Below are 23,068 nucleotides of genomic sequence, written 5' to 3' on the forward strand. Positions count from 1 at the left end.
CTCACTATAAAAATCAGGCGTTGGTTCCATAAACAGGGCAATCCCCTTTTGTTCTTCCAAATAAAATAAGCGCAGTACCAAACTTTCCTTCGGTGGAATCAGTTTTAGCGCTTCCTGCACCAACACGCTTTGCTCCTCCGGTGTGAGGCCGTTCAGATTGCCTTCCACCGAATCGAGCTCCGTTTCCCGAAGTTCATTTTGGTAGGTGTGCTGCTTCTTTTCTTCCCGCATTCGCTGGAACGCTTCGTTGATGACAATCCGGTAAAACCAGGTTTTAAAGCTCGAATGTCCCTTGAAAGTTTTCAATTTCTGAAACACTTTGATAAACGATTCCTGGACAACCTCTTCGGCCCAAAATTCATCTTTAACAACAGCAATAGCCACCGAAAAGGCCAGGTCTTTATATTGGCTTATAAAATACCTGAATCCCTCGGTGTCGCCGTTTAAGACTTTCTGGATGTAAAGGTCGTCCATTGACATTATTTGCTTTTCGGCTTGTCAATGAAATGGGCGATGACCATCGCGATGCCACCAAAAAGCAGGATAAATGCAAAAATAGATGCACCGTCGGTTTTTTTGTTCAAGGCGTCCCACATGGGGTTTAGGGTCAGGACCATGGCGAGCGAGAGTCCTACGCCGATACCAGTTATTAACATGCCCAGTTTCAGCCAGGGAAATCGAAAACTGACTTCGCGTTTGGCATAAATCTCCGAAACATCCTTGTCGCGCTCAATGAGTGCCATGCGTTCTTTATTTCTGGCTTGCAGAAAATAGTACCATCCCAAAAAGACACTGGCAAAAAATCCCAGCCAAATCAATGCTAACATCAAATCTTCCATTGTTTCAATTTTTAAGTTTTGCCTCTTTGATGCAAGCTAATAAGAAATGTTACAGAAAAGGATTGGTTCCTGAGTAAATTTTTTCTGATGGGAAGATTATCGAACCAGGATCTGCAGTCCGCCAACTAAAATAATCAGTAATAAAACTATTCAATTTAGTTTGAAAACTAAAAAATATAGTTACATTTGATGAAAGCTATAAAATCATGAAACATCTGACGAATAGAGAAGAAGAAATTATGGAACTTTTTTGGGAAAAAGGTTCCTTGTATGTTAAAGAGATTATTGAACTGTTGGCAGGTCCAAAACCTCATTACAATACCATTTCAACGATTGTGCGGGGGCTCGAAGAAAAAGGTTTTGTCGATCATGAACAGTTTGGAAATACTCACCGGTATTTTGCTAAAATATCGCGCGAGGAATTCAGTAAAAATTCGATTAAGAATTTGGTGAGCAAGTATTTTAATACCTCTTACGCTTCGGTGGTGTCCATGTTTGTTGAAGAACAGAAAATTACAACCGAAGAAATCCAGGAGTTGATCCGTCAGGTTGAATCGCGTAAAAACACCGAAAATGAGTAGTTTACTTTTATTTTTAGTAAAATCGACCTTGAGTTTGAGTTTGCTTTACTTGGCTTATAGGCTGTTGTTAAGGAAAGAAACTTTCTTCAAGCTCAGTCGGCTGGTGTTGTTGTTTTTGATGGTGATTTCAGTAGCCATTCCATTCTTAAATTCGCCCCAATTGCTTCAGCCTGCGGCAACCATAAAATTGGATCCCATTTTTCAGAGCCACCCTGTTTCGGAAGAAACTATTCCAGCCGCTGTTTCTGCGGAAGCAATTCAACCTTCAATGGCTGCATCCAAAACAATCCAAACTAATGCGGTTTCGTTCAAAAATATTTTTTTATCCATCTATCTTTCGGGTGTTTTTATATCGTTCTTGATATTGTTTTACAGCATTATTTCAGTTTTGCTGCTGTTTCGAAAAGCCAGAAAAGTTTTTCTGGACGGAATTCGCTTGATGATTATTGCTGACGACATTCCTGCTTTTTCGTTTGGCCGATACATCCTGATTTCTCAGCACGATTACGACATGAACTCCGAAGCAATTATTATACATGAGCGGTCGCATATTCGCATGGGGCATTTTTACGACCTCATGCTGATGGAGGCGGCAAAAATCATCTTCTGGTTTAATCCCTTGGTTTACCGCATGGTTCGTGACCTGAAAGAAATTCACGAATTTCAGGCCGACCACCACACCCTCAATTCAGGCATCGATGCAACCCAATATCAATTACTAATCATTCAAAAATGTGTTGGACATCAAAAGTTCGCACTTGCAAACAGTTTTAATCATTGTCAAATTAAAAATCGTATTGTTATGATGAACAAACAAAAATCCAGCAAAGCATGGCGTTGGAAGGTGGCGACCTTTCTTCCCCTGCTTGCCCTGTTGCTGATGGCTTTCGGCAAATCGGGCGAAGAACTTATCGAAAAAGAGATACAAAATGAAACTGTCAATATTCTACTGCCTGATTTAAATGAAGATAGCCAAACCATAGATGATGGGGTTCCTTCTGAATTAAATCCCATTCTGATTGATCAAAAGAATGAAGAGACAGTCATGAGTGAAGTAAAGCGAGAACCGCAAAAAGTAATAAAAGGTAAAGTTGTTGATGAGTATGGAAATGCGATCGAAGGTGTATCTGTTGTTGCTTCGAAAGCCATCAAAACCACAACTGACGCCAATGGGAATTTTGAACTTGAGATGTTGGAAGATTTACCTCTGTGGTTTTCACATGACGGCCTTCGAAGGACTGTAAGAACTCCACCTGATTTTGAGGAATCAACGATAGTAAAGATGGAGCCTATTTTTTCAGACTTGGGGGTTTCCGTCGGTATCCACACTACGAAAAGAACCTCGACAGATGTTAAAAGTACATCTTCTGATGGATTAACCGATTATGATGATAGTAAAAATACAAAGACTTATACGATTGTTGACCAAATGCCAGAATTTCCGGGTGGGATACCCGCGTTGAAAAAATTTATTGCCAAACAAACTAAATATCCGAAAATTGCAAGAGAAGATAAAGCACATGGGCAGGTTGTTGTCAATTTCGTAATTAACAGAGAAGGGAACGTTTGGTACGCCAAAGTTGTCAAATCGGTACATCCGGCTCTTGATCAGGAAGCTATAAAGGTCATTTATTCAATGCCCAAATGGAGTCCTGGGATTCATCATGGGAGTACGGTAAATGTAGCTTATACGACTGACATTGATTTTTTCTACGAAGAAGATCAAAATTGAATTTGTCTAAAAAAATCAGGCTATCAACTACTTTTTCCATTCAATAATTTAAAAGAATGAAAATCAACATACTTCTATTCCTTTTCCTTTTTGCTTTCACAAGTATGTTTGCGCAGAAAGGAAAAGTAACCAGCGCATTGGGTTTTAAAGAAGCAGGGAGACTTGATGAAGCATTAGCCGTTATCGAAGGAGCTATTGACGGCAATAATGCCAAAGCAAAAAGCTCAATCGAATGGCCACGAACCTGGGAAGTGCGAGGAGAAATATTTCAGGCAATCTTTCAATCGAAAGACGAAAACTACAGGAAACTCCACGTCGATCCACTTGCTGAAGCATTCAGATCATATCAAAAGGCAATCGAGTTGGACGACAAAGATCGGTTTTCAAAAAGCATTAGAATCAAGCTTACACTTTTAATTGGAGACTTTATAAATCAGGCTGAAGCCTCATTTAATAGCCAGAATTATGAAAAAGCATTAGGTTCTTTTGAAAAGGTTTTGGAGATTGAAAATACGCCTGTTTTTTTGGAAGAATCCCCCGCGACGGTAGACACAGCTATCATTTATAACGCTGCTTTATCTGCCTATAGCGCCAAAAAATTCGTTAAAGCAATTGCTTTATTTAAAAAGGTAGCTGCATACAAATACAATGGTGCAGCCACTTACGAAAAGCTTTCAGAAAGCTACCTTGGTATAAAAGATACTACTGGTGCTATTGAGATAATGCATGAAGGACTGGAAGAATATCCAGCAAATAGTTTGATACTTACCAAACTCATCAATATATATGAAAAAACAAATAAGGTAGAAGAGGCGATAAAATACATGGATTTAGCCATTTCAAATGAACCAGACAATGAGTCTTTCTATCTCTATCAAGGCTTTTTATTTGAACGAATGAACAACATTGAAGGAGCAATAAAGTCTTATCAGAAAGCAATAGAATTGAAATTCAATAGTTTTGATGCTCTTTTTAATTTGGGACTTGTTTATTATAACCGCGGGGTGAAACAAGTTGATGTTGCAAATGCAGTGCCAGGGAATCAGACCGATAAATATGAATTAGAAAGAAATAAGGCTGATTTGGAATTTAAGAAAGCCTTGCCATATTTTGAGAAAGCTTATGAAATTAATGGACGCAACAACTCACTGCTTGAGGCCCTAAAGAACGTTTACTACCGATTGCAAATGCGTGATAGATACGATACTTTGATAGAAAAAATCAATTTGACCAATCAATAACAAACACTGCAATCTAAGTCCGATACGATTTACCCGTCAGGATATGAAATCATTCGAAAATCCGGGTGCGACTCCGAGTCGCGCCCGGATTAAAAGGACTTTAACCGTTAAAGCAGGCGAAGCCCAAATTCATTAATCCGGCTTCTGTTTATCAATCCCCCATTTCGGATTCCAAGGAAATCGACTGAAGACGAGAATTCCCATTCCTCTTGCCTCGAAACCAATTTATCTTTTACAGGATTATCAAGGATGTAATTAAAACAGATATTCGGGTAGTCCAAATCCGGGTCGTGGATTGTGATTTGGGTAATCCCCATACTGGTAATCCAGGCGGGCGTAATTCCTTTGACTTCAGTCAAACAGGCAGCTTTGGTTTCGGAACGGAAAAGAGATCCGCTCCAATTACGCTGCTTATTAATTGCCCGGGTATAGGAGGCAAGCATGATCCCAATGGAAGTATTGAGCGTCATCTGCTTCTGGCTTGCATTACGGGCGCGACTTTTCGGGTGCGACTTTGAGTCGTGCCTGGAATTGTTTATCACCATTCGTTCATCAATTTCAGTATGATTTACGTACACCATCAAATGAAAGTGGTTGGGCATTAAGCACCAAGCCAAAATATCGGTAAAAGGAAGTATATGCTTTCGGATCTTACGGAGGAAAAAGAGATAATTTTCCCGGTCAAAAAAGATCTTTTGCCGGTTATTCCCTTGGTTATAGATGTGGTAGATATGATGAGGTTCGAATTGCATACGAAAAAAACAATCGTTTATTTTTTTATTCTGGGTGCGACTTCAAACATTTTTTATTCCGAGTGCGACTTTGAGTCGCGCCCGGAATTAAACTCAGATCCCGAGTCAAGAGTAAAAGCCGCCGGCTTTGGTGCGTCTCCATTGCCGGCAGCTTTAATCATTGTCAAATGTTGTATTGCTACAACAGACAAAGTTAGGAATTGTAAACAGCTGTCAAGCACTTTAGGCAAAAAAAAGGGAGACGGTTTTGATCCTCTGAGAATAAGACCACAAAATCTTTTTATTAAGAATCGTAAAATAAAAGGCTATTCTGTTTTCAGTTTAAAATTAAATTGTGATATTTGCAGGAAATCATTGAAAAAATGACACGAATTTATTCCATTTCTATTCTCGGTATTCTACTCGGTATTCTACTTTGGATGCGGTAATGAGAATGGTATGGAGTAACGAAACTTATAAAACACAGACATAAAGCCATTCTCAAACGAGAGTGGCTTTTTTCTTTGAGTGAAATATTGAAAAAGAACAATTATAAATTATTCCATCATGAGCGACAGATTGTACATTTTTGACACCACTTTGCGAGACGGGGAGCAGGTTCCCGGGTGTCAGTTAAACACGGTTGAGAAAATTGAAGTGGCCAGAGCGTTGGAGGAATTGGGCGTCGATATCATCGAAGCTGGATTTCCTGTTTCAAGCCCGGGTGACTTCAATTCAGTAGTTGAAATTTCAAAAGCGGTGACCTGGCCAACCATTTGTGCCCTAACCCGCGCCGTTGAGAAAGACATTGATGCTGCCGCCGAAGCCCTAAAATATGCAAAGAAGGGCCGGATTCATACCGGAATTGGCACATCACCCTATCATATCTACAACAAACTCAATTCAACTCCTGAAAAAATTCTCGAGCGTGCTGTTGCTGCTGTAAAATATGCGAAGAAGTATGTGGAGGATGTGGAATTTTATGCCGAAGATGCTGGCCGCTCTGACAATGAATACTTGGCACGGGTGGTTGAAGCGGTGATTAAAGCTGGAGCTACGGTCGTGAATATTCCCGATACAACTGGCTACACCTTGCCTTATGAGTTTGGCGAAAAAATTAAGTACCTGGTGGATAACGTTCGTGGTATTGAAAAGGCAGTCATTGCAACACACTGCCACAACGACCTGGGCATGGCAACAGCCAATACCATTGCCGGAATTATGAATGGTGCCCGCCAAGCCGAGGTTACCATCAACGGAATTGGAGAACGTGCCGGAAATACCTCGCTTGAAGAAGTGGTGATGACCTTAAAAAGTCGCTACCAGGTGTTGAACATCGATACCAACATCAACACGAAAAATATTTATAAAACAAGCCGCCTGGTTTCGAACTTGATGAACATGCCCGTGCAGCCCAACAAAGCCATTGTGGGCCGAAACGCTTTTGCACATTCCTCCGGAATTCACCAGGATGGCGTGCTGAAGAATCGGGAAAATTACGAGATTATCGACCCGACCGATGTTGGTATCAATGAATCATCCATTGTGTTGACCGCCCGCAGCGGACGTGCCGCTTTGAAACATCGTCTGGAGATTATGGGTTTTGAGCTGAATAAGGAGCAGCTGGATGAGGTCTATGAAAAATTCCTGGATCTGGCCGACAAGAAGAAAGACATTCGCGATGACGATGTCGCCCTGTTGGTTGGCGATGCCGAGCAAAAAGAACGTCGCATAAAACTGGACTTCCTGCAGGTGATCAGCGGAAAATCGTTGCAACCGATGGCTTCGGTACGCATTGACATTGCGGGAGAGAAGTTTGATGCGACAGCTTCAGGCAACGGGCCCGTGGATGCGGCAATCAATGCCGTTAAACAAATCATTCGCCGGCAGGTTACTTTAGAGGAGTTTCTGATTCAGGCCATCACCAAAGGAAGTGATGATGTGGGTAAAGTGCATATGGAACTGGACTTTGAAGGCGTGAAATTCTTTGGGTTTGGCGCACACACTGACATTATTACCGCTTCGGTAGAAGCATTTCTGGACGCGGTGAACAAGATTCCGGTTAAATAAAGAAGTGTAACTTTTAAAAAGAAAATAAATTGGAAGCAAAAACATTATTCGACAAAATTTGGGATGCCCACGTGGTGAAGAAAGTGGAGGCAGGCCCAAGTGTATTGTATATCGATCGTCATTTTATTCATGAAGTGACCAGCCCGGTTGCCTTTTTAGGATTGAAGAACCGTGGACTCAAAGTTTTCCGTCCCGATCAAACAACGGCCACACCCGACCACAACGTGCCAACCATCGATCAGGAATTAAGCATCAAGGATGAGCTTTCGCGCCACCAGGTGGAAATGCTGAAACGCAATTGCGACGAGCACGGCATTACCTACCATGGTTTGGGAAGCGAAGGACATGGGGTGGTTCACATCATTGGCCCTGAAATGGGTTTGACGCAGCCTGGTATGACTATCGTCTGTGGTGACAGCCATACGTCAACGCACGGCGCTTTTGGCGCCATTGCCTTTGGAATTGGAACCAGCGAAGTGGAAATGGTGCTGGCCAGCCAATGTATTATGCAGCCAAAACCAAAAAAAATGCGCATCACCGTTGATGGCGAGTTGGGCAAAGGGGTTACATCAAAAGACATCGCCCTGTACATCATTTCGCAAATTGCGACCAGCGGCGGCACGGGCCATTTTATTGAGTATGCCGGGTCGGCCATTACCAGTCTGAGTATGGAAGCCCGAATGACACTTTGCAACTTAAGTATTGAAAGTGGCGCGCGAGGTGGCATGATTGCACCCGATGAAACAACCATCAACTACATCAAAGGGCGTCAGTTTGCTCCAAAAGGAGCCGATTGGGGCAAAGCGGTGGAGTATTGGCAGTCCTTGAAATCGGATGCGGATGCGCAGTTTGATACCGAGTATCATTTTGATGCAGCCGACATTGAGCCGATGATTACCTACGGAACAAATCCGGGCATGGGCATTGGTGTAACGCACCACATTCCCCTGGGTGAAGACTTGCAGGGAACTGATAAATCAACCTTTTTGAAATCGCTGAAATACATGGATTATCATCCGGGCGAAGCCATGAAGGGCAAGAAAGTTGATTACGTTTTCCTCGGAAGCTGTACCAACGGACGGATTGAAGACTTCCGGGCCTTTGCCCAATTTGTGAAGGGACGGAAAAAAGCTGCCGACGTGAATGTGTGGCTGGTACCCGGATCGAAAGCGGTTGAAAAGCAGATTGTTGCTGAAGGGCTGGACAAGATTTTTGAAGAAGCCGGCATGGCACTTCGTCAGCCGGGGTGCTCTGCCTGTTTGGCCATGAACGATGATAAAATACCGGAAGGTAAATACGCGGTTTCAACCTCGAACCGGAACTTTGAAGGTCGCCAGGGGCCCGGAGCCCGCACCATGCTGGCCAGTCCGCTTACCGCAGCAGCTGTGGCAGTAACCGGCGTGATTACCGACCCACGCGAGCTGATGTAAAGTTTTCGAAAGGAATCAGCTTAATGAGTGCAGTTAAATGAATATCGAATTGTGCCCCCCTTTTCTTCTCTCCGGAAATTGCCGGAAAGTGGGGAAGGAGGGGCTTCTAACAATAAATAAAAATGGCATACGATAAATTTAAAACATTAACATCGAGGGCGGTACCGCTGCCTGTTGAAAACGTAGATACCGACCAGATTATTCCTGCCCGCTTTTTGAAAGCGGTGGAACGGAAAGGTTTTGGCGATAACCTGTTTCGCGATTGGCGCTACAACAAAGCCAATCAACCCATTGAAGACTTTCCACTGAACGATGATCGGTATGAAGGAAAAATTTTGGTTGGCGGTAAAAACTTTGGAAGTGGATCAAGTCGAGAACACGCCATTTGGGCGATTTACGATTATGGTTTCCGGGTCGTGGTGTCCAGCTTTTTTGCTGATATTTTTAAAGGAAATGCACTGAACAATGGTCTGTTACCAGTGATTGTTTCACCCGCTTTCCTCGAAAAAATATTCCAGGCCATCGAAAACGATCCATCAACACAGTTTGAAGTGGATTTGGAAAACCAGAAATTCACGCTGCTGGCTACCGGCGAGTCGGAAGAATTTGAAATTAATCCTTATAAAAAGCACTGTTTGCAAAACGGTTTGGATGACATCGACTTTCTGGTGGGTATGAAAGAAGAGATTGAAGCATTTGAAAAGTAAAGGAAATACAATGACGGGAAAAGTGGTTGAAGTTCAAAACGAGGTGCTCAGTATTATGGATACCACCCTGAGAGATGGAGAACAAACCTCGGGCGTATCGTTTACCGATACAGAGAAGTTGAGCGTAGCAAAAGTCTTGCTCGAAAGTGTTGGCGTTGATCGTATCGAAATCGCTTCGGCCCGCGTTTCCGAGGGCGAATTTGAAGCCGCCCGCAGAATTATGGCTTGGGCTGCCGAACGTGGACACCTTGGGCGGGTAGAAATACTCGGCTTTGTGGACGGAAAAATCTCACTCGACTGGATCAACCGTGCAGGTGGAAAAGTGATAAACCTGCTTTGTAAAGGGTCCTACAAACACGTCACCCAGCAACTTCGGAAAACACCTGAAGAACACATCGCCGATATTCAAAAGTCGATTGATTATGCCGAGGAACTGGGAATAGCTGTAAACGTTTACCTGGAAGATTGGTCGAATGGCATGCGCAGTTCAAGAGACTATGTCCATTTTATGATTTCGCGCCTGAAGGAAATGAATATTCAGCGAATCATGCTGCCCGATACCTTGGGTATTTTAGATCCGGATGAGACCTATGACTTTTGCAAGGAGATGATCGAAAGTTTCCCGGACGTTAAGTTCGATTTTCATGCGCACAATGATTATGATTTGGCGATTGCCAATGTGTTTCATGCCATCAAGGCCGGAATGCGTTGCGTGCACACCACCGTCAACGGGCTGGGTGAACGGGCTGGTAATGCGCCGCTTTCGAGCGTGATTGCCACGATTAAAGACCACCTGCATATGCAAACCAGGGTGAATGAAAGCATGTTGAACCGGATTTCGAAGTTGGTTGAAAGCTTTTCAGGAATCCGCATTCCGACAAACAAGCCCTTGATTGGAGAGTTTGTATTCACGCAGTGCAGCGGGATTCACGCCGATGGTGACAATAAGAACAACCTGTATTTCAACGATCTGCTGCCCGAACGTTTTGGCCGGGTCCGAAGTTATGCCCTCGGTAAAACTTCAGGGAAAGCCAATATTAAAGCGAATCTTGAAGAGATGGGCATTGATCTTGATCCCGAAGCTTTGAAAAAGGTGACCAACCGAATCATCGACCTGGGCGATAAAAAGGAAACGGTAACTGCAGAAGATTTGCCTTACATTGTGGCTGATGTGTTGCAGGAAAGCCTGGAGCAAAAAATTCACATCAACAATTATGCGTTGTCGCATGCCATGGGGCTAAAACCTTCGGCAACGGTAAGCATCGATATTTCAGGAAAAAATTACGAGGCCAGTGCTTCGGGCGACGGACAATATGACGCATTTATGAATGCGCTGAAGAATATTTACAAACGACTAAAAAAGCCTTTTCCGAAGTTGCTTGACTACAGCGTGACGATTCCTCCCGGGGGAAAAACCGATGCGCTGGTTGAAAGTGTGATCATTTGGGAGCTGGACCGGGAGTTTAAAACCCGCGGACTCGATCCGGACCAGACAGCGGCAGCCATCAAAGCAACGGTGCGCATGCTGAATCTGTTGGAACACCGCGCGGAATTCGAAAAGGCGTAAAAGCGAAAGGCGCTGGCCGACCCATGAAGACTTGGAATTATCGTGTTGGTGTTGGCGCAAAATCAAAATTGAAGTCAAAACATTAGAATAAGTAGAACAATATGAAACTAAAATTAGCGGTTCTCCCCGGAGACGGAATAGGACCTGAAATTATTGATCAGGCGATGAAAGCGGTGAAAGCCGTGGCCTTGAAGTTTAATCATGAATTGGAATATAACTTCGGTTTGACCGGCGCGGTGGCTATCGATAAGCTTGGCGAGCCTTACCCCGAAGAGACACACGAGCTCTGCATGCAGGCCGATGCCGTGCTGTTCGGAGCCATTGGCGACCCGAAGTACGACAACGATCCAAAAGCCAAAGTGCGCCCGGAACAGGGCTTGTTGCTGATGCGCAAAAAACTGGGTTTGTATGCCAATATCCGCCCCGTAGAAACTTTCGAATCCTTGTTGCACAAATCGCCTTTGCGCCGCGAGCTGGTTGAAGGAGCTGACTTTGTTGCCATCCGTGAGTTGACCGGTGGCATTTATTTTGGCGAAAAGGGGCGCAAGGATAATGGCAACACAGCTTTCGATACTTGTACCTACACCCGCGATGAGGTGGAGCGCATTCTGAAACTGGGGTACGAATTCGCGCTAAAGCGCAACAAGAAACTAACGGTGGTCGATAAGGCCAATGTGTTGGAAAGCTCGCGCTTGTGGCGCGAAGTTGCGCAGGAAATGGCCCCCAATTATCCCGATGTAAAAACGGAATACATGTTTGTGGACAATGCTGCCATGCAAATCATCCAGTGGCCGAAAAACTTCGATGTGATGGTGACCGAAAACATGTTTGGCGATATTTTGACTGATGAAGCCAGCGTGATTACCGGGTCGCTCGGATTGTTGCCATCAGCTTCGATCGGGATTCATACTTCGGTTTTTGAGCCGATCCACGGCTCCTATCCGCAAGCCACCGGAAAAAACATTGCCAATCCGATTGCCACCATCTTATCAGCTGCCATGTTGTTTGAGTATGCGTTTAGTTTGATGGATGAAGGGAAGCTGATTCGCGATGCCGTGGCCGCCTCCATGAAAGAACAAGTGGTGACCGAAGACATTGCAGAAGGAAAAGCCTATAAAACCTCGGAAGTGGGCGACTGGATTGCCGACTACATTGCCAAGGCATAAATACAGGATGTGATAACGGGGAGTCAATGGCTGGTTCCCCGTTTTTTATTCTTCCATTTCCTTCAGAATATTTTCAACTTCCTCTTCTGTTTTGTGCAGTTTATCTTTACAAAGCTTAATCAGGCTGGAAACCCGCTTTACCTGGGTCGATAATTCATCGACATCCAATTCTTCATTTTCAATTTTCGCGAGGATTTCATCAATCTCATTGACGGCTTCCTGGTAGCTCGGTTTTTTTGTTGCCATGGTGCTTATTTTTTTGTGAGTTTACTTGTTACTTTTCCATCAGCCAAACGGGTGACCAGTTCATCGCCGATCGTCAGTTGGCCAACTGACTTCACCAGCTGATTGTCTTTGTAGGTCAGGCTGTATCCTCGTTTTAAAACGTTTTGCGGATCGACCAGCCGAACCTGTCCTTCAAAATGCAACAGCTTGTTGCGCTGTACTTTCAGATTGTTTTTCCCCCTGATGATTAATTCTTGCCTGGACTGCTGCAGCTTGTTTCGTTTGATTCGAAACTGCCGCTGGATAAAAAAGTGCAGGTTGTCCAGTTTACGGGCGAGCTGGTGTTTTTCTTCGCCCAGCTGTCCGGTTCCCAGTTTTTCAATCAGGTATTTGTGTTGCTGAAGTTGCTGAATTTTACTTTTCAAAAAAGAAGGAACGGATCGCTCCAGTTTCAGGCTGGTCATTTTAAAGCGGTTGTTCTCCTGGCTAACGATTTGCCGGACACCCTGTTTTATTGTTTGCAGGCTTTGCTGGAGAAACTGTTTTTCAGTTTCAAGTCGTTCTTCAATTTCTGCTACAAAGCGTTCTTTTGTTTCATCCAGCGTCTGCTCAAAGGCAGCCGCACCAGTGATCAAAAATTCCGCCACCGCAGTTGGCGTTTTCAATTTGGTATGTGCGACCAGGTCAACCGCTGTTTCATCTTTATCATGACCAATGCCGGTAATGACCGGAATCGGAAGCTGCGTGATGTGATAAGCCAGTTCGTAATCGTCAAAACTGGCCAGGTCGATTTGGGCGCCTCCCCCGCGAATAATCACGACTACATCGAAGAAATCTTCGTATTGAAAAATTTGCTCCAGTGCGATCATGATCGAAGCGGCAGCATCTTTTCCTTGCATGATGGCCGGAAACAACTTGGTGTAAAAATGAATGTGGTAGGCGTTGTTGGCCAGTTGGTTTTGAAAGTCCTGAAGCCCGGCAGCCGTGGGCGACGAAACGATGGCGATCCGCTGCGGAACTACAGGCAGTTCCAGCTCTTTGTTCATGTCGAGCACCCCGTCTTCTTCGAGTTGAAGAATAATTTCGCGTCGTTTGCGGGCCATGTCGCCCATTGTGTAGCTGGGGTCAATATCCCGAATGTTGAGGCTCAGTCCGTACACCGGGTGAAATTCCACTTTGGCTTGGATTAACACTTTTAATCCTTCTGAAAAAATCTGGCCAGTGGTTGTTTCAAAATAGGGTTTTAACATGCGAAAGGTGTACGACCAAATCATGGCGCGGCACCGGGCCATCACTTCCTTAGTATGCTCATTCGCTTCAACAAGCTCCAGATAACAGTGGCCGGTGCGGTTGTTGTTCAGCTCACTGATTTCCGCTTTAACCCACAACAAGGCCGGAAAAGCATCATCCAGCTTCGATTTTATTTGGTTGTTGAGTTCAGAAAGTGAAAGTTGTGCCGTTGCCATAGCTCGTTTGTTTACGGATTGATTTTCACCAGTGTGATGACCGAAACTTCGGTGTCGGATGCTATTTTTGCCAGAATCAATCCGGCAGGCAAGTTAGCCAAATTCGATAGAAAAAAGGACTGTTGCTGGTGGAAAACTTGCTTTTGCAATAAGCTCCCATTTGTGGAAAACAGGCTGATGGTAACCGATTCAGAGACTTTGGGTGATTGTTGGTAAAGAAAAACCTGGTCGAGAAAAGGATTGGGAACAGCCAGCCAGTTTTGAGTAATTTCAGTCCGATCATGTTCCGACAGGAGCTGGTCAGCTTGTTCAAAATCGGGGATTCCGAAGCCTAGCGTGTCATTGGGCTGGAGGTATTGCGAGGCGCTTTTTTCGAGTGCATTCTTTATTTGTTGACTGCTTGCTGTGGGGTGGGCTTGCCACAGGCAGGCCGCCATGCCAGCCAGTACCGGCGATGAAAAAGATGTTCCGTTGGATGGGCCAATGCTGCCGTCGGTTTTTTGAAGAATGGTTCCCCAGCCCACGGCCACCAGGTTGGGTTTGGTGGCGCCGCCGGCTGCCGGTCCCAGCGAGCTGAAAGGCGCCCAAATGCTGTCCTTGCGCACCGCACCTACCCCAATGACCAGGTCTCCGTCCGAAGGGGCCACCAAATATTTCCACGATGCGTTTGCTTCATTTCCGGCGCTTGCAAATACCAACATGCCTTTTTCCACGGCCATGTTGGCCGCTTGGGTCACGCGGGTCGTTTTGCCATCCAGGTCGGCATAGCTGTGGTTCATGTTTTCGTCGTCAAAGGTGGTGTAACCCAACGATGAGTTGATGATGTCGCAGCCGGCACTGTCAGCAAATTCGGCGGCAGCCACCCAGTTGTCCTCCTCAATTAAATATTCGGTTGCATCGTCTTCTGTACGAAGTAAAAAATAGGATGCCCTGGGGGCTGTGCCTATCAACTGTCCGCTAAACTCGCCACCCATGGTTGACAGCACATTGGTTCCGTGCGAATGCTCCAGATAGACGTTTCCGCCAGGATTAACAAAATCGCGGGTGCCCAAAATCCGGCCTTCGGCTTGCAAGCGCTCGAAAGCAGGTAGTTCATCGGTTTTGTAAAAGCCGGCGTCCAACACGGCGATGTGCATGCCTTGACCCAAAAACCCGCGGTGGTGAAGCCCTTGTCCGTTGAATAATTTCAGCTGATCGATGGAAGCGCCGTAGGCGGCTTCCTCAATTTCGGCCCCCTGGTTTTCAATCCTGAACTTGTTGGTGGTTGATTTTAAGGCAAGTCCGGGTTTGGTCATCTCCGAAAAAGCGATGAAGTCAAGTGACTGAATGATGTCAGCATAAACCGCATCACTGGCCTTGATGGTGACGCCGTTCATCCATTTTGACGTATGAATGATTTCAGCACCTTTCGCCGATAATGCTTCAAGATAAACCTGAGAAACGGGCAGGTCGGATGCATTGATTGCAATGTTTTGTTTTCGGCGCCGTTCAATCGCACGCTGCGACAGGTATTTTTCAGGTTGGTGGATGCTGTAGCTGCTGCCATTTTTGTCGGCAAACTGAATCCAGTAGTAATTCGCTGGCTGGGCTTGTGCACACGCTGATCCGGCGAGCAGAAGCACGAAAAACAGACAGCTTCGTTGTAGCATGTTCTTCAGTCCAAAATTGAGACCATATGTGACAATTCTTGCCAATTTACATCGGTTTCGTTAACGTGCCGGAATGCGATTTTCCATCATATACCTTCCTGGGTCATCCATGAATTTCTCGGGATCGATCAATTTACTCCGGTTTTTCTCCAACTCATTAAATTGAATTTGCTGAATGCTGTCTAAAACCTGTGGGTTGAGCAGCAGTCCCAGATCATAAGTTAGCGTGTGCGAAAAGGTGCCGTCCGGATGGTAGTAGTTCCAGTCACCGTTGCGGAGTCCCTGAACATACATTGCATCCAGCTCAAGCTGGCCATTCTCATAGTAAACCTGGCAGGCTCCATCCCGTTTCCCACCCTCCATTCGACATTCGAGATAAGGTTTTCCGTTTTTGAAGTAGGCACGATAAATGCCAGTTTGCAGGTCATTCTTCCAATCGGTTTTTTCGAACAGCTCACCGGTCGGGTAATAGGTTTTTGAGGTTCCGTGTTTCTGATTGTTCTCAAAAACCTCTTCCGAAATCAACTGCCCATTCTGAAAATATTGCCAAAGGCCTTGTTTTTTTTCGCCCACATAGTTTCCTTTTGCCATGAGCTTTCCCCGGATGTCAAATAATTCAGCTGAAATGGTGTCTGAATCTTCAGGATAAAATAAACGAGCTTTTAGCAATCCGTTGGCGTGGTAGCGTTTAAACTCTCCAAGGGGCTGGTCATTTAAAAAAGTTCCTTCGTAGGCCAAATTGCCATTGGTTTGTTTTTTTTGCCAGAAACCTTGTTTTTGTCCGTTTGAATCGAGCCGATTAATGGCATTCTGGGCTTGACCCATGTATAGGATCAAGCCCAGAAGTATGGTTGATAAGATTCGAATCATATTTTAGAAGTTATGCCCCAAAGCTAGAGTTTTTTCCTCAACCAAAGGATGGGGCATGCCATGCTATTTTTTACCGAGGTTTTTCAAAAAGCTTCGAACCGATTTCACCGATTCCAGTTTATAAGAAGCCGCTGTGCTTTTCAGCCCAACTTTAATGGTGACAGCCGTTTCGGGCAATTCGCGGAACATGTATTCGTCGGTCCAGTCATCGCCAATGGCTATGATGTAGTCGTATTCATTTTCGCGCAAAAACCGCAAGGCGGCAACGCCTTTATTGATTCCGCCGGCTTTTAGCTCAATCACTTTGTTGCCTTCCATGATTTCGAGGTTGTGGTTGGCGATCATGTTGCGCAACTCATCTTTTAGCTCGTTGGCGCGTAGTTCGCCTTGTTCGGGCACCGAATTTCGGTAGTGCCACACCAGCGAATAATTTTTTTCCTCAATGAAAGTTCCGGGTGTCCGGTCAACAAAATTTTCGAGAATTGGCCGGATGACGGGTTTCCACGAGGCGTTGATGTTATCCAGCATTTGCCAGTCGCCACCAATCTTTTTCAACCAAACACCGTGTTCAACAATCAGGTTGACTCGATGGTTTCCCAACCACTTTTCCAGGGTGTCGCGGTCACGCCCGCTGATGACGGTTACCATATTTTTCTCGTCTTCTTCGAGTTTGGTAATCAGGTTGTGTAATTCTTCGTCGGGGCTTGCTGCCTGCGGATCGTTTTTAAAGTTGACCAGCGTGCCATCGTAGTCAAGAAAGATCGCTCTTTTGCTGGCTTTTGCAAAAGCGTCAGTCAGTTCTTTGCCCACCTGAGGCGTTATTTTTTTGGCCAAGAAGTTTCGTTGAATGCCTTCAACTTTCTTCATGCCTTTGATAAATTCGCCTGACCATTTAAATACATCATAGCGGCGAATCCGGTCCTGAAGGTAACGCATGCGGCGGCGCTGTTCCTCTATGGGCATGGTTAAAGCCTGTTGAATGCTGTCGGCAATTTCATCTTCGTTGTTAGGGTTGATGATAATGGCTTCGCCCAGCTCTTTGACTGCTCCGGCCATTTCGCTGATAATGATTACGCCGCTTTGATTGACACGCGAGGCGATGTACTCTTTGGCTACCAGGTTCATGCCATCGCGAACGGGGGTAATGAGGGCGACATCGGAGCTGCTGTACAGTTCGATCAGGTTTTCGAAAGGCAGCGAACGGTAGAAATACCAAACCGGCGTGTAATTCACATCGCCGTATTGTCCGTTAATTCGGCCAACCAGTTCATCGACTTCACTTTTTAGCAATTTGTATTGCTCCACTTCATTGCGCGAGGGCACCACCAGCATGATGAGTGAAACCTGGTTTTTAAATTCGGGATATTTATTCAGAAATTTTTCGAAAGCGTGCAGCCTGTTTGGGATTCCTTTGGTGTAGTCGAGCCGGTCGATGGAAAGAATGAGCTTGCGCTCAGGCGAAACGAGGAAATATTTTTCCAACTCCCGATGCAGTTCTGAGCGCTCCTGTAATGGCTTGTGGGCGATGTCCTTGGCCAGATTTTCGAACTTCTCATAATCAATTCCCATGGGGAAGGCATCGGCTAAGATGATGCGGTCTTCGAGGTGAATTTCATTAAAAGAGATTTCGTAGCCCAGCAGACGCCTGACAGAACTGAAAAAGTGACGTTCATAATCGTAGGTGTGAAATCCAATCAGGTCGGCACCCAGCATGCCTCTGATCAGTTCGTTGCGCCAGGGGAGAATGCGGAAAACCTCGAATGAAGGGAAAGGAATGTGGAGGAAAAACCCGATCGTTACATTGGGTTTGACCGATTTTATCATTTCAGGAACCAGCAACAACTGGTAATCGTGAATCCAGACAATATCGCCATCGTCAACAATTTCAAGGGCTTTTTCAGCAAACTTTTGGTTGACTTTTTTGTAGGCTTCCCAATAATTCGGGTTGTAGTCGATAAATTGGGCAAAGTAGTGGAACATCGGCCAAATGACGTTGTTGCTAAAACCCTCGTAGTACAGGCTGATTTCTTCCTTGGTTAAATGAACTGCCAGGCAATCCTCTTCAACCAGTTTGTCATCAATCTCATCGCGCTCAGCTCCTGTTAAATCATCTTCAGCCAATCCGGGCCATCCAACCCACTTGCCTCCGTATTCTTTGTAAACGGAGCGCATGCCGGTAGCCAGGCCCCCAACGCTTGGCGACAAATTAAACGTATCATTTTCCTTATTTATACTTAGTGGTAATCGGTTCGAGACAATGTGAATTTTACTCATAGTGTGGCTTTTTATCAGTCAATTTTAAATTCTTTATAAAATGGGTGTTATCATTTTCAACACATTCTTAAACGAATTGTTGTTAAAGAAGTTATGGAAACTCGTCCCTGAAGCAGCTTTGTTTCGTATTTGAAAAGCCTGCGTTAATTTTTTGGCTTTTTTGGGAGTTTCCATTTTATTATTTGTTTTTTTGCTCTGCCTATAAAAATGGATTAATTTTCTCAAGGTATCAAATTAAACTGAAAGAAGGACCAGTTTTTAAATGATGTTTAACATTCGTGTATGAAGAATTTGAATTACGGGATAATTGGAAATTGTAAAAGTGCCGCTTTGGTTTCAGAAACGGGTTCAATTGATTGGTTGTGTTTGCCAAAGTTTGACTCGTCGTCGGTGTTTGCAAGTTTGATGGATGAGGAAAAAGGAGGGAGCTTTAAAATTATTCCGAAGCGATTAAAAAAAATCACCCAAAGTTACATCCCGAGGACCAATATATTGAAAACGCATTTCCAGTGTGAAGATGGAGCATTTGAAGTGCAGGATTTTATGCCGCGTTACCTAAATCCGGATAATGGCGGTTATTATATTCCGCCTGATGTCATTCGCTATTTTAAGTGGATTGACGGCCAGCCGGAGTTGACAATCAGTTATAATCCGAAGCTGGAGTATGCAAAACACGATACACGAAGCTTTTTGGAGCAGGGGTGTTACACCCAAAATGAGCAGGGTTGTTATCTGAAATCAAACACCAGAAACGGAGCCTACGACTCACTATACCTCTATTCGAGTTTTGATTATCAGGATATTTTGGAAAGCAGTCCAATTATTTTGACAAAGGATGAATTTTGCCTGCTGAGCTACAACCAGAAGCTCCTGCCACAGGATACGCGCCGGGCCAAACTCAAATTGGAACGAACAAAAGTGTACTGGCTAAACTGGGCCGAACGAACCACTTCGTATAAATTTTATAATGAGGAGATTGTTCGTAGTGCGTTGACCTTGAAAATGCTGAGTTACGACAAAAGTGGCGCTATTTTGGCCGCTGTTACGACCTCGTTGCCCGAAACCATTGGCGAAGAACGCAACTGGGATTACCGCTTTTGCTGGATTCGCGATGCGTCGATGGTGGTCAAGATTATGACTTCGCTTGGGCATTATAAACTAGCCAAACGTTATTTGAGCTTCATCATCGATATTTTGCCCGACAAGGACGAGAAGATGCAGATTATGTATGGCATCAACGGGGAGAAAAAATTAAGCGAGATGGAATTGTCTCATTTGTCGGGCTACGAAGGTTCTGTTCCGGTTCGGGTTGGAAATGCAGCCTATAAACAGAAGCAAAACGACATTTACGGCATTTTGCTGGATGTGATTTACCAGCAACTCGAAATTTACGATATCAGCCTGGAGTACAGCGAGGAGCTGTGGACGATTGTCAGGAACATTATTAAAGTGGTGGGGAACAACTGGAAAAAGCCTGACCGCGGAATCTGGGAAATTCGGAGTGAGAACAAGCACTTCACCTTTAGCAAGGTGTTGTGCTGGACCGCGGTTGACCGGGCCGTAAAAATAGCGACGCTTTTACAGCGAAGCATGTATGTCGATAAATGGGCGAAGCTTCGGGATAAAATACACACCGACATTCATAAACATGCCTGGTCGGAAAAGCGGCAGGCCTTTACCCAGGCATATGGGTCTGAAGACCTGGACGCCTCGGTTTTGCTGATGGAGTCGTACGGCTTTATTCATGCCACCGATCATAAATACGTCAGCACTGTTTTGGCCATTCAGGAAGACTTGGAGCAGGACGGACTGATGTTCCGCTACCGAAACCAGGACGATTTTGGAAAACCCAAATCCGCCTTCACTATTTGTTCGTTTTGGCTCACCAATGCTCTTTTTAAAATCGGACGGAAAGAAGAGGCCCTTCGGAAATTTCATATGCTGCTAAGCTATTCCAACCATTTGGGCTTATTCAGCGAGGATCTTGATTTTGAAACCAAACGCATGCTGGGGAATTTTCCGCAAGCCTACTCGCACCTGGCCCTGATTGAAACAGCGATTAATGTTTCGGAATCGCAATTATCCGAAGAAGGGGTGCTTATCGATATTATACACGAAAAAAAGGGACTGCATTAGTCCCTTTTTTTTTGATGTTGATTTTTGGTTTTGTTCCCTATTTGAGGAATGTTTTCAGCATCCAAATCCGCTTTTCGGTGTCACCAATCAGGTCGCTGAATAAGGTTACAGTCGCTTCATCGTTCTGCTCACCCGCCACTTCTTTTAGCTGATTCATCTTATCGAGCAGGTGCTCCGACTGGTTGATGACATGCCCAACGGCTTCTTTTCCATCGTGAACATTGGTTACCTCTTGGATATCGGCCATTTGAATGTACTGGCTGAACGAATGTACTGGTTGTCCGCCAAGCATTAAAATGCGTTCGGCAACTTCGTCAACGACCTCCGAGGTGTGGTTGTAATATTCTTCAAACTTGGTGTGCAGCACAAAAAACAGGCTGCCGGTGACGTTCCAGTGAAAACCTCTCAGGTTTTGATAAAAAATCTGCATGTCGGCCAAAAATGTATTCATACCATTCACCAGGGTGTCGTTTGTTGTTTGTGTTTTTTCTAATGTTTTCATGATGATTACGTTTTAAAGTTTATTTTCTTTTTTGATTTATTTTCTATTTCAAAGATACTATTAATGTTATTTATTAAATTTATATCCGTATTTGAAATAGTTATACGATATGAATATCAATCAGCTAAAGTATTTTGTGGAGTTGTATCGGGTGCGAAATTTTTCGAAAGCTGCCGAAAATCTATCAATTAGTCAGCCGGCTTTAAGTTTGCAGATTCAGAAACTGGAAGAAGAATTTGGTTTTGTGGTGGTTGAGCGCAGCACAAAACCTTTGGGAATTACGGTCGAAGGCGAGCGCTTTTTCGAGAAGGCGGTCCAGATCATTCAATTGATGAATGAATTTGAACAGCTTAGCTTCGAACTGGATGAGGAAATTAAGGGGCAGATTCGAGTCGGCGTCATTCCCACCTTGTCGCCTTATTTAACGCCATTATTCCTTACCCCGGTCAAACAACGCTTTCCCGATCTTAAAATTGAAATTGTGGAGCTGGTCACCGAGACAATTCTGACCAAGCTCAAATTTAATGAGCTTGATGCAGGAATTATTTCAACTCCGGTTAAAGCGGCGGGTTTTGGTTTTACACCCTTATTTTATGAGCAGTTTTTCCTGTATGTGGCAGAGAGTCATCCGCTGTATCAGCAATCCAGGATCAGCCCGAATGAGATTCCAACCGACGAGTTGTGGTACTTGACAGAGGGCAACTGTTTTCAAAATCAGATCAATTCCGTTTGCGCCATTCCTTCCTTCGAATCGGTCAACAGTAACTTCCGCTACGTGTCCAGCTCAATCGAATCCTTGAAGCGCATTGTTGAAAGCCAGGGAGGCATGACGTTTATCCCGGAGTTGGCTACCTTGAATGTGCCATCCGAATTTGAAGACCTGATCAAGCCTTTTGAAGATCCCGTTCCGACCCGCGAAATCAGTTTTGTTTATTTGAAAAGTAGCGGCTTAAAGAAACTGGTTCGTGCCTTGATGGAGGTTATTTTGGATACGATTCCCAAACGAATGAAGGAGCAGCCGTTTTTTAACCCATTGGATACGAAGCTTTAACTTCGTATAAAAAAATCTCCGAAGATTCGCTCCGGAGATTTTTTTCTTGTGATGAATTTTTCTTTGAAGAATTAAGACTTAGACCTTTGTTATCATGTGTCGTCGATTTTACGCAACGGCGCTGGTTTAACAATCGTCACCCGGGAACTACCGCACAAACTGCAAGTTAGGGAAGCACGCTGCCCACAGGAATGTCGCAGCGGTGATAAGGCTGTCCGTGGGCCGGATTCAGCCGGGGTTTGGTCCCTGTATTGGCCGATGTTGTGTTTTGTGTTTGTGACGGACTGATCCGCATCGCATTTTCAATGGTCGGAGCTGTTGGATTGTTTTCGACACTGGGTGCTGAAGCAGAAGCTTGAGGTGCTGCAAGCTGAATCTGATTATTTGTCGTTTGCGGGATATTACTTGTCGCAGTCGAATTTAGCGGTGCGCCTACCGGAATATCACATCGGTGAAAGGGTTGTCCGTGCGGTGGATTCAGCATCACTTCGGCCGTATCTTGTTCCGTTGAAGCCGGCACGGTTGTTTCTTCCTCGGCAGCTTGAGCAGGTTCGGCACTTGCCGGCGTTGCCGGTTGCTGCGCTGGTGGCACAACTGGTACTTGCTGTGTTTGTTGCGAATCTTGTTTTGCCGGGCCACAGGAAGCCAGGGCAAAAAGCGTAAAAACGGTCATAAAAAACAGGAATGATTTCATTTGTGTATTTGTTTGAATGTATTTGTCCTTAACATGCAAGGCGATGGTAATGTTTTCGGCCGCGGTGCGGTGCAAAATTGCGATCACCCTCTGGATATCGCAGATGACCGCTCAGCGGCTTCGATCCGAGACTCCTT

General features: G+C 44.9%; 21 protein-coding genes. 11 read left to right on the forward strand and 10 right to left on the reverse strand.

Features of this window, described 5'->3' with window-relative positions; all coding sequences use genetic code 11:
• Together NC99_RS11495 and NC99_RS11500 are read right to left on the reverse strand one after the other, a co-directional pair.
• Positions 1 to 474, reverse strand: a 474-nt coding sequence (locus NC99_RS11495) for an RNA polymerase sigma factor (RefSeq protein ID WP_162231204.1), incomplete at its 3' end; no start/stop codon positions are given.
• 5 nt (positions 475 to 479) lie between these two features.
• Positions 480 to 839 (reverse strand): DUF6249 domain-containing protein, encoded by a 360-nt coding sequence (locus NC99_RS11500; RefSeq protein WP_053183792.1) that lies wholly within the window; start codon positions 837 to 839, stop codon positions 480 to 482.
• 206 nt (positions 840 to 1,045) lie between these two features.
• On the opposite strand from NC99_RS11500, the gene NC99_RS11505 reads away from it, so the two are divergent.
• From NC99_RS11505 to NC99_RS11515, 3 genes are read left to right on the forward strand one after another with little or no spacing between them, the layout of a single operon-like run.
• Positions 1,046 to 1,420: a BlaI/MecI/CopY family transcriptional regulator gene (locus NC99_RS11505; protein ID WP_053183794.1), complete on the forward strand. Its 375-nt coding sequence runs from the start codon at positions 1,046 to 1,048 to the stop codon at positions 1,418 to 1,420.
• Positions 1,413 to 3,152 (forward strand): TonB family protein, encoded by a 1,740-nt coding sequence (locus tag NC99_RS11510; protein WP_082326450.1) that lies wholly within the window; start codon positions 1,413 to 1,415, stop codon positions 3,150 to 3,152. Before NC99_RS11505 ends, NC99_RS11510 begins: the two co-directional genes overlap by 8 nt.
• A 56-nt stretch (positions 3,153 to 3,208) precedes the next feature.
• Entirely contained in the window at positions 3,209 to 4,393 is a 1,185-nt protein-coding gene (locus NC99_RS11515; protein ID WP_053183798.1) for a tetratricopeptide repeat protein, read from the forward strand.
• A gap of 107 nt (positions 4,394 to 4,500) precedes the next feature.
• Here the strand turns inward: NC99_RS11515 and NC99_RS11520 are convergent, their stop codons facing one another.
• Complete coding sequence (locus tag NC99_RS11520) at positions 4,501 to 4,938, reverse strand: hypothetical protein (protein ID WP_239684444.1); 438 nt, start codon at positions 4,936 to 4,938, stop codon at positions 4,501 to 4,503.
• Positions 4,939 to 5,031: 93 nt separating this feature from the next.
• On the opposite strand from NC99_RS11520, the gene NC99_RS22115 reads away from it, so the two are divergent.
• The 6 genes from NC99_RS22115 to leuB all read left to right on the forward strand — a co-directional run bounded on the left by NC99_RS22115 (position 5,032) and on the right by leuB (position 12,064).
• Complete coding sequence (locus NC99_RS22115; protein ID WP_053183802.1) at positions 5,032 to 5,511, forward strand: hypothetical protein; 480 nt, start codon at positions 5,032 to 5,034, stop codon at positions 5,509 to 5,511.
• 180 nt (positions 5,512 to 5,691) lie between these two features.
• Complete coding sequence (locus NC99_RS11530) at positions 5,692 to 7,194, forward strand: 2-isopropylmalate synthase (RefSeq protein ID WP_053183804.1); 1,503 nt, start codon at positions 5,692 to 5,694, stop codon at positions 7,192 to 7,194.
• Positions 7,195 to 7,223: 29 nt separating this feature from the next.
• On the forward strand, positions 7,224 to 8,624 hold the full coding sequence (gene leuC, locus NC99_RS11535) for a 3-isopropylmalate dehydratase large subunit (protein ID WP_053183807.1): 1,401 nt from the start codon (positions 7,224 to 7,226) through the stop codon (positions 8,622 to 8,624).
• 122 nt (positions 8,625 to 8,746) lie between these two features.
• Positions 8,747 to 9,331: a 3-isopropylmalate dehydratase small subunit gene (gene leuD / locus NC99_RS11540; protein ID WP_053183809.1), complete on the forward strand. Its 585-nt coding sequence runs from the start codon at positions 8,747 to 8,749 to the stop codon at positions 9,329 to 9,331.
• A gap of 10 nt (positions 9,332 to 9,341) precedes the next feature.
• Positions 9,342 to 10,898 (forward strand): alpha-isopropylmalate synthase regulatory domain-containing protein, encoded by a 1,557-nt coding sequence (locus tag NC99_RS11545; RefSeq protein WP_204374976.1) that lies wholly within the window; start codon positions 9,342 to 9,344, stop codon positions 10,896 to 10,898.
• A 101-nt stretch (positions 10,899 to 10,999) separates the two neighbouring features.
• The gene (gene leuB / locus NC99_RS11550; RefSeq protein ID WP_053183811.1) at positions 11,000 to 12,064 is read left to right on the forward strand and encodes a 3-isopropylmalate dehydrogenase; all 1,065 of its coding nucleotides are present in this window, start codon (positions 11,000 to 11,002) and stop codon (positions 12,062 to 12,064) included.
• Between the two features lie 45 nt (positions 12,065 to 12,109).
• Here the strand turns inward: leuB and xseB are convergent, their stop codons facing one another.
• The 5 genes from xseB to NC99_RS11575 form a co-directional block, all read right to left on the reverse strand.
• On the reverse strand, positions 12,110 to 12,310 hold the full coding sequence (xseB, locus tag NC99_RS11555) for an exodeoxyribonuclease VII small subunit (protein ID WP_053183813.1): 201 nt from the start codon (positions 12,308 to 12,310) through the stop codon (positions 12,110 to 12,112).
• Between the two features lie 5 nt (positions 12,311 to 12,315).
• Positions 12,316 to 13,755, reverse strand: a complete 1,440-nt coding sequence (gene xseA, locus NC99_RS11560) for an exodeoxyribonuclease VII large subunit (protein ID WP_053183814.1) — start codon at positions 13,753 to 13,755, stop codon at positions 12,316 to 12,318.
• Between the two features lie 11 nt (positions 13,756 to 13,766).
• Complete coding sequence (locus NC99_RS11565; RefSeq protein ID WP_053183816.1) at positions 13,767 to 15,404, reverse strand: S8 family serine peptidase; 1,638 nt, start codon at positions 15,402 to 15,404, stop codon at positions 13,767 to 13,769.
• 60 nt (positions 15,405 to 15,464) lie between these two features.
• Positions 15,465 to 16,274 carry a toxin-antitoxin system YwqK family antitoxin gene (locus NC99_RS11570; RefSeq protein WP_157624819.1) on the reverse strand — a complete coding sequence of 270 codons (810 nt, stop codon included), beginning with the start codon at positions 16,272 to 16,274 and terminating at the stop codon, positions 15,465 to 15,467.
• 63 nt (positions 16,275 to 16,337) lie between these two features.
• On the reverse strand, positions 16,338 to 18,548 hold the full coding sequence (locus NC99_RS11575) for a bifunctional alpha,alpha-trehalose-phosphate synthase (UDP-forming)/trehalose-phosphatase (RefSeq protein WP_053183819.1): 2,211 nt from the start codon (positions 18,546 to 18,548) through the stop codon (positions 16,338 to 16,340).
• 282 nt (positions 18,549 to 18,830) lie between these two features.
• Here NC99_RS11575 and NC99_RS11580 point away from each other — a divergent pair, with 282 nt between their 5' ends.
• Positions 18,831 to 20,684, forward strand: coding sequence for a glycoside hydrolase family 15 protein (locus tag NC99_RS11580; RefSeq protein WP_053183821.1), 1,854 nt, complete (start codon positions 18,831 to 18,833; stop codon positions 20,682 to 20,684).
• A gap of 37 nt (positions 20,685 to 20,721) precedes the next feature.
• Here NC99_RS11580 and NC99_RS11585 read toward each other — a convergent pair whose 3' ends face one another.
• The gene (locus NC99_RS11585) at positions 20,722 to 21,186 is read right to left on the reverse strand and encodes a Dps family protein (RefSeq protein WP_157624821.1); all 465 of its coding nucleotides are present in this window, start codon (positions 21,184 to 21,186) and stop codon (positions 20,722 to 20,724) included.
• Between the two features lie 109 nt (positions 21,187 to 21,295).
• Here NC99_RS11585 and NC99_RS11590 point away from each other — a divergent pair, with 109 nt between their 5' ends.
• Complete coding sequence (locus tag NC99_RS11590) at positions 21,296 to 22,237, forward strand: hydrogen peroxide-inducible genes activator (RefSeq protein ID WP_053183823.1); 942 nt, start codon at positions 21,296 to 21,298, stop codon at positions 22,235 to 22,237.
• Between the two features lie 166 nt (positions 22,238 to 22,403).
• Here the strand turns inward: NC99_RS11590 and NC99_RS11595 are convergent, their stop codons facing one another.
• Complete coding sequence (locus NC99_RS11595; protein ID WP_162231205.1) at positions 22,404 to 23,018, reverse strand: hypothetical protein; 615 nt, start codon at positions 23,016 to 23,018, stop codon at positions 22,404 to 22,406.
• Between the last annotated feature and the right edge of the window lie 50 nt (positions 23,019 to 23,068).

It is taken from the genome of Sunxiuqinia dokdonensis, assembly GCF_001270965.1.
Taxonomy (GTDB): Bacteria; Bacteroidota; Bacteroidia; order Bacteroidales; family Prolixibacteraceae; genus Sunxiuqinia; species Sunxiuqinia dokdonensis.